This window comes from Massilia sp. Leaf139 (assembly GCF_001424165.1).
GTDB lineage: Bacteria > Pseudomonadota > Gammaproteobacteria > Burkholderiales > Burkholderiaceae_D > Telluria.
Genome location: NZ_LMOJ01000001.1, coordinates 1,008,993 through 1,026,395 on the forward strand (window position 1 = coordinate 1,008,993; position 17,403 = coordinate 1,026,395).

Annotated in this window: 13 protein-coding genes; 7 read left to right on the forward strand and 6 right to left on the reverse strand. The window is 70.6% G+C overall.

Features of this window, described 5'->3' with window-relative positions; genetic code table 11:
• Positions 1–41: 41 nt before the first annotated feature.
• A complete protein-coding gene (locus ASF77_RS04450; RefSeq protein WP_056334964.1) occupies positions 42–1,382 on the reverse strand; it encodes a tetratricopeptide repeat protein in 1,341 nt (446 codons plus the stop codon).
• A 111-nt stretch (positions 1,383–1,493) separates the two neighbouring features.
• Here ASF77_RS04450 and ASF77_RS04455 point away from each other — a divergent pair, with 111 nt between their 5' ends.
• The 7 genes from ASF77_RS04455 (at position 1,494) to tagF (ending at position 12,392) form a co-directional block, all read left to right on the forward strand.
• Positions 1,494–1,883 carry a DUF4280 domain-containing protein gene (locus ASF77_RS04455; protein ID WP_056334966.1) on the forward strand — a complete coding sequence of 130 codons (390 nt, stop codon included), beginning with the start codon at positions 1,494–1,496 and terminating at the stop codon, positions 1,881–1,883.
• Positions 1,884–1,897: 14 nt separating this feature from the next.
• Complete coding sequence (locus tag ASF77_RS04460; RefSeq protein WP_056334970.1) at positions 1,898–3,817, forward strand: type VI secretion system Vgr family protein; 1,920 nt, start codon at positions 1,898–1,900, stop codon at positions 3,815–3,817.
• A 50-nt stretch (positions 3,818–3,867) separates the two neighbouring features.
• Positions 3,868–5,394: a type VI secretion system-associated FHA domain protein TagH gene (tagH, locus tag ASF77_RS04465; RefSeq protein ID WP_056334977.1), complete on the forward strand. Its 1,527-nt coding sequence runs from the start codon at positions 3,868–3,870 to the stop codon at positions 5,392–5,394.
• A 52-nt stretch (positions 5,395–5,446) separates the two neighbouring features.
• Entirely contained in the window at positions 5,447–6,778 is a 1,332-nt protein-coding gene (tssK, locus tag ASF77_RS04470; protein WP_056334980.1) for a type VI secretion system baseplate subunit TssK, read from the forward strand.
• 6 nt (positions 6,779–6,784) lie between these two features.
• A complete protein-coding gene (icmH, locus tag ASF77_RS04475) occupies positions 6,785–8,098 on the forward strand; it encodes a type IVB secretion system protein IcmH/DotU (protein WP_056334982.1) in 1,314 nt (437 codons plus the stop codon).
• Between the two features lie 71 nt (positions 8,099–8,169).
• Complete coding sequence (gene tssM, locus ASF77_RS04480) at positions 8,170–11,727, forward strand: type VI secretion system membrane subunit TssM (protein WP_056334985.1); 3,558 nt, start codon at positions 8,170–8,172, stop codon at positions 11,725–11,727.
• On the forward strand, positions 11,724–12,392 hold the full coding sequence (tagF, locus tag ASF77_RS04485; RefSeq protein ID WP_082493549.1) for a type VI secretion system-associated protein TagF: 669 nt from the start codon (positions 11,724–11,726) through the stop codon (positions 12,390–12,392). Before tssM ends, tagF begins: the two co-directional genes overlap by 4 nt.
• 7 nt (positions 12,393–12,399) lie before the next feature.
• Here the strand turns inward: tagF and ASF77_RS04490 are convergent, their stop codons facing one another.
• From ASF77_RS04490 to ASF77_RS04510, 5 genes are all read right to left on the reverse strand, one after another.
• Entirely contained in the window at positions 12,400–13,248 is an 849-nt protein-coding gene (locus ASF77_RS04490) for a PP2C family serine/threonine-protein phosphatase (protein ID WP_082493550.1), read from the reverse strand.
• Between the two features lie 16 nt (positions 13,249–13,264).
• Positions 13,265–14,731: a serine/threonine-protein kinase gene (locus ASF77_RS04495; protein ID WP_056334988.1), complete on the reverse strand. Its 1,467-nt coding sequence runs from the start codon at positions 14,729–14,731 to the stop codon at positions 13,265–13,267.
• A 13-nt stretch (positions 14,732–14,744) separates the two neighbouring features.
• Positions 14,745–15,623, reverse strand: coding sequence for a DUF3365 domain-containing protein (locus ASF77_RS04500; protein ID WP_056334991.1), 879 nt, complete (start codon positions 15,621–15,623; stop codon positions 14,745–14,747).
• Positions 15,624–15,635: 12 nt separating this feature from the next.
• On the reverse strand, positions 15,636–16,391 hold the full coding sequence (locus ASF77_RS04505; protein ID WP_056334994.1) for a hypothetical protein: 756 nt from the start codon (positions 16,389–16,391) through the stop codon (positions 15,636–15,638).
• A 256-nt stretch (positions 16,392–16,647) separates the two neighbouring features.
• Entirely contained in the window at positions 16,648–17,322 is a 675-nt protein-coding gene (locus ASF77_RS04510) for a hypothetical protein (RefSeq protein WP_229445232.1), read from the reverse strand.
• Between the last annotated feature and the right edge of the window lie 81 nt (positions 17,323–17,403).

A 17,403-nucleotide genomic window follows, 5' to 3' on the forward strand; every position in this document is an offset into this window, starting at 1 on the left:
ATGGCCGCCGCAATTACCCGCATCGGCGGCGCCGCGCCGGCTCAGGCCGCCCGGCGCGCCCCGATCACCAGCCCGCCCACGGGTGCGTCCAGTTCGGTGCGCAGCACGGCGCGCCGCAGCGCGGCCACCTCCAGGCCGGCCTGCTTGAACACGCCGCGCGCATATGCCTCGCCATGGCTATAGCGGCCGTGCGCATTCAGGCGGAAGGGCGGCGCGCCGTCGCCCGCGCATTCCTCGACCGTGAAGACCAGCAGGCCGCCGGGCCGCAGCGCGCACGCGGCGGCCGTGCTCACGTCTTCCAGCGCGCCGAAATAGCACAGGGTATCGGCCGAGACGACCAGGTCGTAACTAGCCGGGTGCGTCGCCAGCCAGGCGGTCAGCTCGGCCGCGTCCAGGCGGCGGTAGCCGCCGCGCGCGGCCGCCTTTTCCAGCATCTTCGGCGACAGGTCGACGCCGTCGAGCGCGCGCGCCCAGGGCGCAAGGATTGGCGCGCACAGGCCAGTGCCGCAACCGGCATCGAGCACGTCGAGCAATCCTTGGGGCGCGCCGGCGAGCTCGGCCACGAGCGCGCCGCACAGCGCCGGCGCGCGGTAATCGAGGCTGCTCAGCACCTCGTCGAAGCTGCTGGCGAAACGGTCGAAGGTCGTCTGCACATAGGCGTCGCTGGCGCGGCCGGGCGCCGGGTCGCCGCCGACGGCCGCGATCATGTGCGCGATCGCCGGGTTGTCGGGCTGCTGCGCCTGCCAGCGCCGGTAGACCTCCAGCGCCTCGGCCGTGCGTCGGCTCGACACCAGGGCCTGGCCGAGGTTGTGGTAGGCGTCGATGCTTTGCGGCGCCAGTTCGATGGCCTTGCAATAGGCCGTCATCGCCTCCTGCAGGTCGCCGAGAGCGCGCAGCGCGTTGCCGAGGTTGGCCCAGCAGTCGGCGAAGTCCGGCGCCAGCGCGAGCGCGCGCCGGTAGGCCTCGACCGCTTCCCGGCCGCGATTCTGGGCCTTGAGCACGACGCCCAGGTTATTCCAGGCCGGCGCATATTCCGGACGGGCGGCGAGCACCGCGCGAAAGCTCTGTTCCGCACCATCGGCCAGGCCGAGTTCCTTCTGCACGTTGCCGAGGTTGTTGCGGGCGTCGACGTAGCCGGGCGCCGCGGCGAGCGCGCGCCCGATCAGCGCGAGCGCGGCTTCGCGCCGGCCCTGCTGGTGCAGCAGCACGCCGAGGAAGTGCAGCGCATCCGGTTGATCGGGCGCCGCTGCGAGCAGGGCGCGGTAGCGCCGCTCGGCCTCGTTCAGCCGGCCGCTCCGGTGCGCACCGATGGCCTCGCGCAGGGCTGTCTCGAGCGGGGCTCGGCGCGCATGCGTACGGGCGGTATGCGGTTTTCTGGACATGTGCACTCCTGCCGAAGAAGATGCTGCGAGCTTAAATCAAAATATTGCAACGATGTACATCTTCCCCCATACTTATTGAACAAATGGGGTGCGGCGTACGGGAGACAGGACATGCCGAATCAGGTGTCGATGGGAGCGATGATGACCTGCAGTTTCGGCGCGGCGCCGTCCTCGCTGGTCGTCCTGCCCGCCAATAAGGTGCTGTGCGAAGGCCCGCCCGCGGCCAACATCCTCGATCACAAACCGCTGGTGAACATCCAGCCCTTCGGCGTCTGCAGCTCGATGGCCAATCCGGCGGTCGCCGCCGCCACCGCCGCCGCGCAGGGCGTGCTCACGCCGATGCCCTGCGTGCCCGCCACGGCCTCGCCCTGGGTGACCGGCGCACCGACCGTCACGATCGGGAAGATGCCGGCGCTCGACAACGTGTCGAAATGCCTGTGCAACTACGGCGGCGTGATCGCCTTCAGCACGCCGGGCACCGCCAAGACCATGATCCCCTGACCAGCGCCGACACCATGCGACCCATCCAAGCGCATCGCCAGATTGCCGTCACGTCCGCCCTCGGCCCCGACGCTCTGCTGTTTCGTTCGATGACGACCGACGAGCGGCTCGGACGCCTGCCGGTCTTCCGCATTCAGCTGCTCAGCACCGACAGCGCCATCGCCATCGCCGACGTGCTGGGCAAACCGATGGGCGTCGAGATGGAGCTGACTGGCGGCGGGTCGCGCCACTTCCACGGCATCGTCACGCGCTTCGGCGCCCTCGGCGCCAGCGGCGACCTGGCCGCCTACGAGGCCGTCGTGCATCCCTGGCTGTGGCTGTTGAAGAAGCGCGCCGATTCGCGCATCTTCCAGGACAAGTCGGTGCCCGACATCGTCAAGGAAGTGTGCGCCCAGTACGGCGGCGCGGCCTCGCTCGACCTCCATTGCCTGACCGGCGACTACGCGGCGCTGCCGTATTGCGTGCAGTACCGCGAGACCGATTTCGATTTCGTCTGCCGCCTGCTGGAAGACGCCGGCATCTATTTTCACTTCACCTATACGGCCGACAGCCACACGATGGTGCTGTGCGACGCCTCGAACACCCATGCGCCGATCGACGGCTACGACAGCCTGAAGTTCGCGCCCGAGCGCAACCGTACCGGCCTGCGCGAGGAGAGCGTGACCCAATGGAGCGCGTCCGGCGAGATCCAGTCGAGCCAATGTGTGCTGAACGATTTCAATTATGAAAAGGCCGGCGCCAGCATCAGCGGCGGCCTGCAGGCGAGCGCGCAGATCGAAGCCGGCTTCGGCCAGGCCGACTACCAGGTCTACGATTACCCGGGCCGGTACGCCGAGGCGCGCGAGGGCGACGTGCTCGCCAAGGCGCGGCTGCAGCGCCTGCACGGCCAGACCGAGGAGATCGCGGCCACTACCGACGCGCGCGGCCTGTATCCGGGCGGCCTGTTCGCGCTCGACCACGATCCGGGCGGCGCGGACGGACGCCGGTACCTGGTCACGGCTGCGCGCTACCACATCAGCGACGGCGGCTACGGCAGCGGCGAAGACGCGGAAGCGCTGGAGGTGAGCTGCAGCCTGAGCGCGATCGGACACGATTTCCCCTACCGGCCGACCGCCACGGTCGCGCGTCCGATCGTGCACGGGCCGCAGACGGCGATCGTGGTCGGCAAGGCGGGCGAAGAGATCTGGACCGACAAGTACGGCCGCGTGAAACTGCAGTTCCACTGGGATCGGCTGGGCAAGGACGACGAGAACAGCTCGTGCTGGGTGCGCGTGGCGCAGGGCTGGGCCGGCAAGGGCTGGGGCGCGATGGCGGTGCCGCGCATCGGCATGGAAGTGGTGGTCAGCTTTCTGGAAGGCGACCCGGATCGGCCGCTGGTGACGGGCTGCGTCTACAACTCGGACGCCATGCCGCCATACGAACTCCCGGGAGAGCAGACCAAATCGACCGTCAAGAGCCAGTCCTCGAAAGGCGGCGCCGGTTTCAACGAGCTGCGCTTCGAAGACAAGAAGGACAAGGAGGAAATCTTCATGCACGCCGAGCGCGACTTCCTGCGCGTGGTGAAGAACAACGATGCCCTCAAGGTCGGCTTCGAGACCGCCGACAAGGGCAACCAGACCATCGACATCAAGAACGACCAGACCCTGAAGGTGGGCCACGACCAGTTCGAAACGGTCGACAACAACCAGAGCGTGGACATCAAGGGCAAGCAGGACGTCAAGGTCGGCACCACCATCGTCATCGAGGCGGGCACCTCGATCGAACTGAAGGTAGGCGGCAGCAGCATCAAGATCGAGGCCGCCAAGATCACGATCAAGGCGCCCGAGATCGAGGTCGCCGCCGACGCCAACGCCAAGGTCTCGGCGGGCGCGATGATGGACATCAAGGCCGGCGGCGTGATGACGATCGGCGGCGCGCTGGTGCAGATCAATTAATGTTTTTCGCGCGAGTGCGCGTAGCTAACCCTGAGCAACCCTGAGACACGATGCCGCTGACCCTGCGTATTCTCACCTTCCGTAACCAGCCGGTGCCGCCGGCGCCCGCCGTGCGCTTCACCGAGGCGGGCGGCAGCATCGGCCGCTCGCCCGAGAACGCGCTGGTGCTGGACGACCCCAGCAAGTTCATCTCGCGCGTGCATGCGCGGGTGTTCGCGCAGGGCGGCAGCTTCATGCTGGAGGATCTGGGCAGCAACGCCAGCGTGGTCAACGACCGCCCGCTCGGCAAGGGCAGCCAGGTGGCGCTGGCCCACGGCGACCGCGTGCTGATCGGCGACTATCTTCTGCAGGCGGTGATCGAGGCGGCGCCGCCGGCCATGCCGCTGGCGCCGGCGCCCGTCAACGACGCCGCGCTGCCCCTGTTCGAACCGCCCCCGCCGCCGGCGCCGGTGCAGCTGCCGCCCTTGGATTTCGGCGCCTTTGCACCGGCCCCGCCGGCGCCGGCCGCGGCGCCGGCCTATGTCGATGCGCTGGCGTACGCCAGCATCCTCGACGTCGGGCCCGGCCAGGGGGCGGGCGGCGATCCGCTCGGCCTGAACCTGTTCGGCGCGGCACCGCAAGCGCCGCGGCGGGCGGCCGAGAGCGACCATGTGTCGCCGGAGCTGGCGGCCATGCCGCTCGCGCCGGCGCCCACGCCGGCACCCGCACCCGCGATGGCCCCATCCTCCGGCGGCTTCGCCATCCCGGACAACTACGATCCGCTGGCCGATTTCTTCCCGGCCGCGCCGGCGGCGGCGCCCGCTCCGGTAGCGCCACCGGCTGCATCCGCACCCGTGCCCGCGCCGGCGCCGCTCCCGGTCGAGACGGATCTTGATGCCACCGCGGTGGTGGCGCCGGAGCCGCCGGCCGTGCCTGCACCTGAACCTGCACCTGCACCCGCGGCCGCTCCCGTACAATCCGCGCCGCCTGCATCCGCCGGTGCCGACGACGCCGTGCTGGAAGCCCTGTTGCGCGGCCTGGGCCTGCCCGACCTCAAGCTGCAGCGTCCAGCCACCGAAGTCGCCGAACTGGTCGGCGCCATGCTGCGCGAGGCCACCGCCGGTACCATCGACGTGCTGATGGCGCGCGCGCTCACGAAGAAGGAAAGCCGGATCGAGATGACCATGCTGTCGATCCGCTCCAACAACCCGCTCAAGTTCTTCCCAAATCCCGACGCGGCGCTGACCCAGATGCTGACGGGCGCGATGGCCGGCTACATGCCGCCGCGCGAAGCCATGGCAAGCGCCTTCGACGACCTGCGTGCCCACGAGCTGGCCGTCATCGCCGGCATGCGCGCGGCCCTGGGCGCGGTGCTGCACCGCTTCGACCCGGCCCGCATCGAGGCGCGCCTGGCCGTGCCGACCGTGATGGACAAGATGCTGTCTTCGAACCGCAAGGCGAAGATGTGGGATCGGCTGGTGGAGCTGTACGGCGAGATTGCGCGCGAGGCCGACGACGACCTGCAGCGCCTGTACGGCGAAAGATTTTCGGAGGCCTACGAGCAGCAGGTAGCGCGCCTGCGCGCGGCCAAGGGGTGAGCGTCGCAGTCCTCCTCATTCATTCGCATTGATCCTTATCTGAAAGGGCACCATGGCGTGGAAGAACAAGGTGGTCTGGTCCGAAGGCATGCTGCTGCAGCCGCAGCACCTGCAGCAGCACGACCGCTATTGGCAAAGCCAGCTCGAGACCCGGGTCGGCGCGCTGCGCCCCTATAGCTGGGGCTTCTCGGAGCTGCAGATCGACGAGCACCAGCTGGCGCTGGGCAAGCTGGCGCTGCGCTCCTGCAGCGGCGTGCTGCCCGACGGGACGCCCTTCATGCTGCCTGCCGACGACGAGTTGCCGCTGCCGCTCGACCTGCCGCCGGATGCGCGCAACGTGGCGGTGGTGCTGGCCTTGCCCCTGCGCCGCCACGGCGTCGCCGAGGTGGCCGACGGCGACGGTGTCGACAACTTCGCACGCCACCGCAGCGACGACTACGAGGTCTGGGACAGCAATGGCCTGGACAACAGCGCCTCCGTCCAGATCGGCAAGCTGCGCCTGCGCCTGGCGCTGGCGCCGCAAGTGGCCAACGCCTATGCCACGCTGGGCGTCGCGCGCATCGTCGAGCGCCGCACCGACGACCGGCTGGTGATCGATCCCGAGTACAGCCCGCCGTGCCTGGATTACCGCGCCGCGCCGCGTCTGGCGGCCTTCGCCGACGAGCTGGTGGGCCTGCTGCATGCGCGTGGCGACCTGCTGGCGGCGCGCCTGTCGCAGCCCGGCACCGCGGGCGCCGCCGAAATCAAGGATTTCCTGCTGCTGCAGCTGCTGAACCGGGTGGAGCCGTTGATGATCCACCTGGCCGGGGCCAGCGGCATCCATCCCGAGACCCTGTATGCGACGCTGGTCTCGCTGGCCGGCGAGCTGGCCACTTTCACCGAACCAGGCAAGCGCGCTGCCGCCTACCCGATCTATCGCCATGACGCGCTCGGCGAGACTTTCGCGCCCGTGATCGCCGACCTGCGGCGCGCGCTCTCGACCGTACTCGACACCGGCGCCGTGCCGATTCCGCTCGACGAGCGCCAGTTCGGCATCCGGGTTGCGGTGGTGCCGGATCGCGAGCTGCTGCGTTCGGCGGTCTTCGTGCTGGTGGTGAACGCGCACATGCCGCCGGAAGCCCTGCGCGGCGCCTTTCCGGCCCAGGTCAAGATCGGCTCGGTGGAAAAGATCCGCGACCTGGTCAACCTGCAGCTGCCCGGCATCGGGCTGCGCCCCTTGCCGGTGGCGCCGCGCCAGCTGCCGTTCTATGCCGGCCATACCTATTTCGAACTCGACAGCGGCAGCGAATACTTCCAGCACCTGCACCAGTCGGCCGGCTTTGCGATGCACGTGGCCGGCGACTTCCCGGGTTTGCAGATGCAGTTCTGGGCCATCAGGAGATAGAGCGCCATGAGCACACAGGAGCCACCCGTACCGAAGCAGGATCCGGATGCGACCATGCTGGTGCTGAATCCTGGCGGACGGCGCGCGCCGGCGCAGGCCGCAGCGGCCACGCCGCCGCCGCCCGACACCGCGGTGCCGGTGCATGCGGTGCCGCCGGACAGCGGCCTCAATCCGCTGGTGCGCGCGGCCAACCCGCTGCTCGACCTGGTCGTCCCGCTGCGCTTCACCGCCCAGCCGCCCGATCTGGGCCAGCTACGCGAACGGCTGGCCCAGGCCATCCGCACTTTCGAGACCGAGGCGCGCGCCGCCAAAGTGCCGCTCGAAGCCATCGCCGCCGCGCGCTACGCGCTCTGCACCCTGCTTGACGAGGCGATCGCCGGCACCGCCTGGGGCAGCGGGGTCTGGGGTTCGCGCAGCCTGCTGGTCGCCTTCCATAACGAGGCCTCGGGCGGCGAAAAATTCTTCCTCGTGCTGCAGCGCCTGAGCCAGGATCCGGCTCAGCACCTGGATTTGCTGGAGCTGATGTACCTGTGCCTGGCCCTCGGCCTGGAAGGGCGCTTCCGCCTGGTCGAGGGCGGCCAGGCGCAGCTGGCGACCCTGCGCGAGCGCCTGCTGGCCCTGATCCGCCAGCACCGCGGCCCGCTGGAAACCGACCTGTCGCCGCACTGGCGCGGCGCCGCCGCCCCGAGCGCCTCGCCGCTGCGGCGCACGCCGGTCTGGGTGCTGGCCGCGGTCGCCGGGGTGCTGCTGCTGGCGGCGCACCTGACGGCTTCCACCATCCTGAACCGCGCTTCCGACCCGGTGTTCGCCAAGCTCTCCGCGCTGCGCCAGGAGCGTGCGCCGGCCGCGCCCGTGACACCTGCCGCGCCGGCGGCGCCATCACGCGTGGCCGGCTTCCTGGCGCCGGAGGTGGCGCAGGGTCTGGTGACCGTCAGCGAGACGGCGGGGCGCACCATGATCACCCTGCGCGGCGAGGGCATGTTCGGTTCCGGCAGCGCCGAGGTCAACGCCGGCATGACGGGGCTGCTGGCGCGCATCGGCGAGGCGCTGGCGACCCTGCCCGGCAAGGTGATCGTCATCGGCCACACCGACAATACGCGGCCCGGCGTCTCGGCGCGCTTCCCGTCGAACTACGACCTGTCGAAAGCGCGCGCCCAGAGCGTGCTCGATGCGCTGGCGGCACGCGCCGGCCCGGCGTCGCGCTACAGCGTCGAGGCGCGCGGCGACGCAGAACCCCTGGTGCCGAACGACAGCCCGGCCGGGCGCGCGCGCAACCGCCGCGTGGACGTGGTGGTGCTGGCGCCAGTGAGTCAACCCTAGCCAACCCTAGCCAACCCTGGCGCTGCATACCGAACCGTTCTTTAGACTACTGGCCGCTGCGGCGGAAGATCATGAAACGTCTGTTTTCCCCGTTGTTCAAGCGCCCGGTGCTCGCCTTGATCGGCGTGGCGCTGCTGGCGCTGGTGTTCTGGTTCGAGGCGCCGCTGCTCGCCTTCGACGGCAAGGAGCCCTTTGCCTCGTCGAGCGTGCGCTGGTTCTTCATCCTGCTGATGTTCGCGGCCTGGGCGCTCTGGTATGGCGGCAAGGCCTTGTCCGCGCACCTGGCGAACCGGCGCCTGATGGCAAGCCTGGCGGCCGCGAACACACTGGCGCCGGCCGATTCGCCTGCGAGCGCACCGGCCGCCCTGCAGGAGCAGGCGGCCCTGCAGCAGCGCATGCAGCAGGCGATGGCGGTCTTGCGCAAGGCTGCGCCGGGCAAGCAGCCGTGGGGCAGCCAGTACCTGTACCAGCTGCCCTGGTACATGTTCGTCGGCGCGCCGGGCAGCGGCAAGACCACGACCTTGCTCCATTCCGGCCTGCGCTTTCCGCTGGCCGACAGCATGGGGCCGGGCGCCATCGGCGGTGTCGGCGGCACGCGCCAGTGCGACTGGTGGTTCACCGACGACGCCGTCCTGCTCGATACGGCGGGGCGCTACACGACCCAGGACAGCGATGCCCAGGTCGACCAGGCCGGCTGGCACGGCTTCCTCGGGCTGTTAAAAAGACATCGGCCGCGCCGCCCGATCAACGGCATCATCGTCGCCCTGAGCGTGGCCGACCTGCTGCAGCAGGGGCCGGCCGCGCGCCAGGCGCAGGCGCTGGCGATCCGGGCCCGCATCAAGGAGCTGCACGAACGCCTCGGCAGCAGCTTCCCGATCTACGTCACGGTGACCAAGTGCGACCTGCTGGCCGGCTTCATGGAGTTCTTCGATACGCTGGGACGCGAGGAGCGGGCCCAGGTCTGGGGCGTGACCTTTCCGCTCGACGCCAGGGAGGGCGCCGGCGCGGCCGCGCTGGCCGCCTTCCCGGCGCGCTTCCTGGAACTCGAGCAGCGCCTGCAGGCGCGCGTGCTGAACCGCCTGCAGGAAGAGCGCGACCTGCAGCGGCGCGCCTTGCTGTACCGCTTCCCGCAGCAGTTCGCCGGCCTGGGCGAGGTATTGAAGGGCTTCCTCGACGCCGTGTTCGAGCCGACCCGCTTCGAGCAGGGCGCGCAGCTGCGCGGCGTCTACTTCACCAGCGGCACGCAAGAGGGCAATCCGATCGACCGCGTGATGGGCGCGCTGGCCGCGAGCTTCGGGCTCGACCGCAAGGTGCTGCCGCCGAACGCGGTCAGCGGGCGCAGCTACTTCATCACCGCCTTGCTGCGCGACCTGATCTTCAAGGAGGCGGGCCTGGCCGGCATCGACCCGCGCTTCGAAGAGCGGCGCCGCCGCCTGCGCTGGATCGGCGCCGCGGCCGCCGCCCTGGCCGTGCTGCTGCTCGGCGCCGCGCTGGCCACCAGCTACCTGCGCAACCTGCGCACCGTGAACGAAGTCGATGCCCGCACCGATGCGCTGGCCAAACTGGTGGCCTCGGCGCCTAGCGGCGGCACGGTGCTCGACGCGCTGCCGATGTTGAACACCGCGCGCACGCTCCCCGGCGGCTATGAGGAACGCCTGGTTGGCCCGCCGCTGCTCGACCGCTTCGGCCTGAACCAGAGCGACAAGCTCGGCGCCGGCGCGCGCCTGGCTTATGGACGCCTGCTGCGCTCGGCCCTGCTGCCGCGCATGACCGAGCGGCTGGAAGAGGTGCTGCGCCGCGGCGACGCCAACAACCAGGAGCAGCTCTACGAAACCCTGCGCGTCTACCTGATGCTGGGCCAGCCGAATCACCTCGAACCCGAATCGGTGCAGGCCTGGTTCGACGTCGACTGGCGCCGCAGCCTGCCCCAGGCGACACCCGCCCAGCGCGACGAGCTGGCCGCCCACATCGGCGCGCTGCTCGACCCTGCCAATGCCGCGGCCGCGCCGCCCGCGCTCGACACCGCCCTGGTGGCCAAGGTGCGCTCGACCCTGGCGCTGATGCCGCTGCCGGAGCGCGTCTACAACCGCCTGAAACGCAAGGTGGCGGCCGCGCGCCTGCCGGAAATCAGCGTCAACCGCGCGGCCGGGCGCGATGTCTCGGCGCTCCTGGCGCGGAAAAGCGGCGAGGCGCTCACGCGCGGCGTGCCGGGCCTGTACAGCGTGGCCGGCTACCGGGCGCTGCTCGCGGGCGCGCCGGCGGCGCTGGCCGACATCGCCAAGGACAGCTGGGTGCTCGACCGGCGCGAGGCCGAAGGCGCGCTCGGCGCCCTCACGGGCGAGCAGATGAACGCGGCCGTGCTGCGCCTCTACTACGCGGACTACATCCGGGCCTGGGATGCGCTGCTGGGCGACGTGCGCATCGCGCCGTTCTCCTCGCTCGACCAGGGCGCGCGCATCACCAATGCGCTGGCCGGCGCCGACTCGCCCCTCAAGGCTTTCCTCACGGTGGCGGCGCGCGAAACCAAGCTGGAGTCGGTAGCGGCGAAGTCGCCGGTGGCGCTCGACGCGACGGTGCGCAACAAGCTGTCCGAGGCGCGCAAGAAGCTCGAGGCGGCGCTCGGCGCCGAAGAGGCGCCGCCGCCGGAGCCCGAGTCGGCCAATCCGGTCGACCGCCATTTCGCCCCGCTGCACAAGCTGGTCGGCACGCCGGATGCGCCGGGGCCGCTCGACGCCCAGCTGGCGCTGCTGAAGGATGCCTCGCAGTTCTTCGACGCCGCCGACCGCGCGCGCCGCGCCGGCACGCCGGCGCCGGGCGGGGAGGCGCTACAGAAGATCAAGCGCGCCGCCGAAGGCACGCCGCCGCCGCTGGGCGAGATGCTGCAGAACGTCGACAGCGCAGGCTCGAACCTGACCTTGGGCAGCGAGCGGGCGCGCCTGCGCGCGCTGTGGGCGGCCGAGGGCGCGAACTTCTGCCGCGACGCCATCGCCGGCCGGTACCCGCTGGTGCGCGGCGCCGGCCGCGACGCCACACTCGAGGACTTCGGGCGCTTCTTCGGCCCGGGCGGCCTGATGGACGACTTCTTCACCAAGAACCTGGCCGCGCAGGTCGACATGGCGGGCGCCCAGTGGCGCTGGCGCGACACGGGAAGTGCGCCGCTCGGTATCGGCCAGGACGTGCTGAACGCCTTCCAGCGCGCGGCCCGCGTGCGCGAGATGTTCTTCAGCGGCGGCGGCCGCCAGCCTTCGCTGCGCTTCGAGCTGGCGCCGCAGGCGGGCGACCCGGCGCTCGCCAAGGTGGTGCTCGACATCGACGGCCAGCAGGTGGTGTACGCGCCCGGCACCCCGGCGCGCCCGGTGCCGGTGACGCTGCCCTCCGGGAAGGGCGGCGGCCAGGTGCAGTTCGAAGCGACGCCGCCGTTGCGCACGGAGCTGCGCAGCGAAGGGCCCTGGGCCTGGTTCCGCATGATCGACAAGGGCACGCTGCAGCCGGGCGCCCAGGGCGAGCGCTACACGCTCGGGTTCGACCTCGACGGGCGCAGGATGAGCTATCAGCTGACCGCCAGCAGCGTGATCAACCCGTTCCGGCGCGAGACCCTGGAGGGCTTCCGCTGCCCGGCGGGCTGGTGAGCGCGCGTTCGCAGACAACGGCCCCGGGCTTCTTCGGCAAGCTGCCCAGCCATGGCGACTTCGTCGCGCGCCGGATGCCGCCAGCCGTGCGCCACCGCTTCGACGCCTGGTTGCAGGAAGGCCTGCTGCAGAGCAGGGCAGACCTCGGCGAGGCCTGGCTGCCGACCTGGCTGAGCAGCCCCTTGTGGCGCTTCGTGGCGGCCCCCGGCGTCTGCGGCGCGCAGGCCTGGGCGGGCGTCATGATGCCGAGCCACGACCGGGTCGGACGCTGCTTTCCGCTGCTGCTGGCGGCCGCGTTCGACGGGGCGCCGTCCCTCCTTGACGTGCACGCGGGCTGGTTCGAAGGGCTCGAAGCGCTGGCCTTGTCGGTGCTGGACGAGGATTTCGCGTTGGATGCCTTCGATGCGGCGCTGATGGCGCTGGGCGGCCCGCCGTCGGCCGCCGCTCACGCGCCGCTGCATGCCCGCGCGGCAGGCGAACCGCGTGTGACCCTTGTGGATGGCGGCGACCGGCCGGGAAGCGGCGAAAGCGCATGGTGGAGCGAGGGCTCGGTTCAGGTCGCGCCGTGCCTGGCGATCTGCGCCGGCCTGCCGCCGCGGCACGCGTTCGCGGCGTTGCTCGACGGCCGCTGGGCGGTGCACGGCTGGGACGACCGGCGGCCCTGAGGCGCCATCAGCCTTCGTGGCCGCCCGTGCAGAGCGCCACCACCACCGTGATGTTATCGCGCCCGCCATACACCTTCGCCATCTCGATCAGGCGTGCGCAGACCGCATCGAGGTTGTGGACGGTGGACAGCGCCAGCGCGCCCTCGATGTCTCCATGCGGCACGCTGCCGTGCAGACCGTCGCTGCACAGCATCAGCACGTCGCCCGCAACGACCAGGTGCGAACGCACCTCGGCCGTGACGGCGGGCGAGGGCCCGACCGCCTGCAGCAGCAGGTTGCGCGCGGGCAGCCGGTCGAACATGCCGCTCTCGAGCGCCTGCTGGTACAGGGTCTGGTCGCGCGTGAGCTGTTCCAGCACGCCGCCGCGCAGGCGGTACAGGCGGCTGTCGCCGACATGGAAGGCGACCAGGGGCGCCATCGCGGAGGGGCGCCAGAAGCCGGTGAGGGTGCTGCCCATGCCGCCGCCGTCGGCGCGGTTGCGCGCGCGGTTCTGTGCGTACAGGCGGGCATTGGCATGGGTGACGGCCGCGTGCAGCAGGCGCATGGCGCCCGCCGCCGGATCGGACCAGGTGGCGTCGGGATCGAGCGCGTGCTGCGGGTCGGCGATCGCCGCCGGCAGGGCGGGCGCGTGCTCGGCCAGGTAGGCGCGCAGCTCGCTCAGGACGCCGGCGCTAGCCACCTCGCCGGCGGCGTGCCCGCCCATGCCGTCGGCCAGCATGGCCAGGCCGAGCGCCTCGTCGAGCAGGTAGTTGTCCTCGTTGCTGCTGCGGACGGGGCCGACATCGGTGGCGCCGGCCACCAGGGTGCCCGGCAATTGGTGCAGGCGCGGCGGCGAGAGGGGAATCGGCGCGGTCATGGCATGGCTCCTGTCCTCAGCGGGCGCCGGCTTCGAGGAGGAAGCGGCTGCGTTCGCCCGGGTTGTCGATGTGGCTGGCGAGCAGCTGGAGGAAGGCCAGCCGGTCGCCGGTCTGCTTCATGGCGCGCTTGACGAGCACGCGCCCGATCGGGCCGATGATGGCCACCAGCTTGTCGCCGGTGGCGGCGGCATAGGCCTCGTCGAAACCTTCCGAAACCGCGGCGGCCGCGGCCGGCGCAGCGGACGCGAGGCTGCGCGTCGTCGTGGCCGTGCCGGCCTGGGTCGGCGTGCGCACGGCGCCGGCGCCAGTGCCGGTTCCCGTGGCGTCGAGCTTCTTGCCGATCTGGGCCAGGGACTGCTGGAACTGGATGCGCCCCAGATCGGACGGAATATGCGGCAGCAGCAGTTCGGCCAGGGCGTCGAGGCCGTCGGCCTTGTCGGCCACCTTCGTCAAGAGGAACCTGGCCATCGGGCCGATCTGGCGCGCCAGGCTCGCCTCGACCTCGGGCAGGGCTTCCCGCTTCCACGGAGTGAGGGTATCGATGGTGCCGGTGCCGGTGGCCTCGGCGGCCGGCGCCGCCGTGCGCGGGGCGTCGACGGGTGCCAGCACGGTGCGGTCGTCGTCGGCCAGCATCGTGGCATCGGGGTCGGCGCCGGCATCCCGTCCACTGGCACGCGCGGCCGCCAGCAGCGCATCGTGGAAGGCGCGCGCCGACGGGTAGCGCGCCTCCGGCGCCTTGGCCAGGGCGCGCCCCAGCACCGCGTCGAAGCCGGCGCCCAGTGTGGGCAGGAGCGCGGACGGCGGCGCCGGTTCTTCGTTCAGGATCTGCTGCATCACGATCGAGGCCGAGCCGCTGAAAGGGCGTGCTCCGGTGAGCAGCTGGTAGAGCACGACCCCGGCCGAGAAGACGTCGGCGCGCCCGTCCACCGGCTCGCCGCGGAACTGCTCGGGCGACATGTAGCTGGGCGTGCCGATCATCGAGCCGGCCTGCGTCAGCGTCGAGGATTCGATGCGGGCGATGCCGAAGTCGGTGATCTTGACCCCGCCGGCGGCCGTGATCAGGAGGTTGGCCGGCTTGATGTCGCGGTGGACGACGCCGCGCGCGTGGGCGTACTCGAGCCCCGCCAGCAGGTCGCCCATCCAGGCCAGTACGCGCGCCGGCGGCGTCGGGCGGCCGGGCGCGAGCAGGGTGTCGAGCGCCGTGCCCTCGACGAATTCCATGGCGATATAGGCCGAGTCGGAATCCTCGCCGTAATCGTAGACGGTGACGATGCCGGGGTGGCTGAGGCGCCCGGCGGCCTGCGCTTCATTCTTGAAGCGGCCGATGAGCTCCGCTTGTTCGCCCTCGCTGAACAGCTCCTTGCGGATCGTCTTGAGGGCGACGACGCGCTCGATCCCCGGATCGAAGGCCTTGTAGACGATGCCCATCGCTCCCTTGCCGAGGATGCCGTCGATCCGGTATTTGCCGAGCTGCGCGATCATGCGGGCGCGTCCTTCACTCGTCCAGCATCTTCATGGCCGAGGCCAGGCTCGAACGCATCCGTGCGAACGAGCGCGCCAGCGTCGCCAGTTCGTCGTTGCCCTTCACCTCGAACTCCTCGTCGTTGAACTGGCCCAGGCTTACCTGGTCGGCCAGGCGCGACATGCGCGTGATGCGGCGCGTGACGAAGTAATGCACCATCAGGTTAAGCGCGATGAACAGGAACACGAAGATGCCGAGCATCGACAGCATGTAGGTGTGCAGCATGGCGCTGGCGCGCCGCAGCGGCACCTCCATCGGCACCGACACCACCTGGGCGCCGACCACCTCCATGTGCTTCCAGCCGAAGCCGTTGTTGCGGCCGTAGATGTCGAGCATGGTCTTGGGCGCCGCGTCGGGGACGCTGTGGCAGCGCAGGCAGGCCTCGTTCTTGATCTGCAGCGGCCGCGCCACGTACAGCGCCGGGCCGATCGAGGTGCTGCGCTCGCCCACCAGTTCGGCTAGCGCCGGCTTGGCGCGCAGGGTGTTGATCAGATCCGCTTCCCAATCGGCGGCGCGGTCGCGCAGGTTGGTCGGGTTGAGCGTGGCTTCCTTGTAGCTGAAGTCGGGATACTGCTTGAGCAGCTGGCCGAGCTGCTCGGTCGCGGCGAAGGAGGGCACCGACTGCGGCAGGAATTTGTACTTGAGCTGGGTCTCCAGCAGCGGCGCGATCTGGGCCGCCGTGTAACTGCGCGCGGCCAGCGCCGACTGCATCAGCTGGCGCGCGTTCTGCAGCGTCTCTTCACGTGCGTTCTGCTGCAGCAGGTGGTTCGTCACCAGGCTGGCGGCGCCGAAGCCGACGGCGAAGATCGACAGGAAGACGATGTTGAATTTTGCCGCGATCGACAATCTCATGGCCTGGCCTTGTCACTGGATGGTGGAGGGAAGCGCGGGCGCCGGGCGCGCCGGCCGCGGCGATGGAGGTGGTTCGAATCTGGCCTGGAGGCGCTGGCGCAGCAGCGGATGGCCGTTCACCCAGGGCGCCAGCTCGGCGAAGCGCGCGCCGCGTTCACGGCGCGGCTGGGTCGCCGGGCCATTCAGAGCGAGCGGCACCAGTTCGTCGCGAAAACCGCGCGGCATGGCGGCGAGGAAGTCGGGCGGGGCGCGTTCGGCCAGGCGCAGCGGCAGGATGCCGGCGCGGACGGCGAAGTGTTCGTGCGGGACGCTGGCGCCAGGCCTGCGCTTGCCCGTCCCCGTTTCGTGCACGACGACCTCGCCCGCTTCGGCGAACAGCTCGCTGGCGGCGGCGCCGGCATGCAGGATGACGGTCGATCCGCTGCTGGCCAGCCGCAGGTGGGCGGTGGCGGCCGCGAGCGGCCGGGCCGGCAGGCCGCGCAGCTTGAGCCAGCCCTCGAGCAGCACGATCTCGCCACCCTTGTCGATGAAAATGCGCGAGGCGGGGCCGAGCGCGAAGCTGGCGCCGCCGGCGTCGAACTGGAGCGCGCCGCTGCCGGATTCGAGCAGGTCGTCCTCGCGCAGGGCGACGCCGCGGCCGGCCCGGTACAGGCTGGTGTCGCGCGCAATACGCGCGGCCTGCTCGGCGTAGGTGATGACGATGGGGGACGAGGGCGGCGCGGCCCGCGCGGCGAAGCAGGGAAGCGCAAGCAGGAGCAGAGCAAGCAAAACAAGCGCATGCAGGTGTCGCGACACTGTGGCTCCCATTGCTCCGGCACATCGAGGATCGTGCGCGCCGATGAGGGCGCGCACCGGGTGATCAATTATTTTATAGCAACGAACAACGGCGAGGTGCGGTCATTGGCGCCTGTATGCCGGACGCAACAGCACGGAGCAAAATTAGCATGTGCACATCGCGCTCGCAAGAAAAAATTGAACAGTTGTTCATGGTTTTTCCGCGGGCCGCGAGGCCATCCGGCGCGGCTCAGCGCAGGTCGGCCGTGTCGTAATAGACGGTGCCGACGAGCGGGACATGGCGCGCCAGTTCCGTCAGGTTGGCCTCGACGCCGTGCTTCGGCACCTCGATCGGCGCGCTTGCTGCGCGTTCGAGCAGCACGATATGGTCGAAGTCCGGGCGGCTGTCGACCAGCTTGACCAGGAAGCGGCCCATCGGCTCGTAGCGTGCGCTTGCCCGCACCGCCGGCTGCGCCGACAGGCCGCGGTGCAGCACCACGCGCTCGACCACGAGCGCTGCATCCTTCAGGCGCACCGCGCCGCCGCGCTCGAAATGGCCCTCGACGATGCTGGCCCTGAACTCGCGCAGGGGCGCCGCCGCATCCGGCGCCAGGCGGCGCAAGGCGAAGTGTTCGGGTTCGATCGTCCACAAGGCCGTCTTGCCGTCCAGGCGCGCGCGCATGGCGCGCTCCTGTTCGGCGTCGGCGAAGCGCAGCTTCAGCACGATCTGGCTGTCGTGCGGCGCGCGGAACAGCGGCAGGTGCGCGGCGTACAGGCCATCGCGGTCGCCGAAGAGCACCATGCCGTGGACGCCGTGGCTGGGGTCGGCCGCGGCGGCTTGCAGGGGCAGCAGCAGGGATAACAGAAGCGGCAGCAGCAGGCAGGCGCGCAGGCGTGCGAAAAAGGATGGCAGGTATGCGGACATCATGGGTTCTTGAGCGGGACGGTGAAGCCGTGCATAGTAGAAGCAAGCCGCGTGTGCGTAAAGTGGTTCATGCGCGTTCCT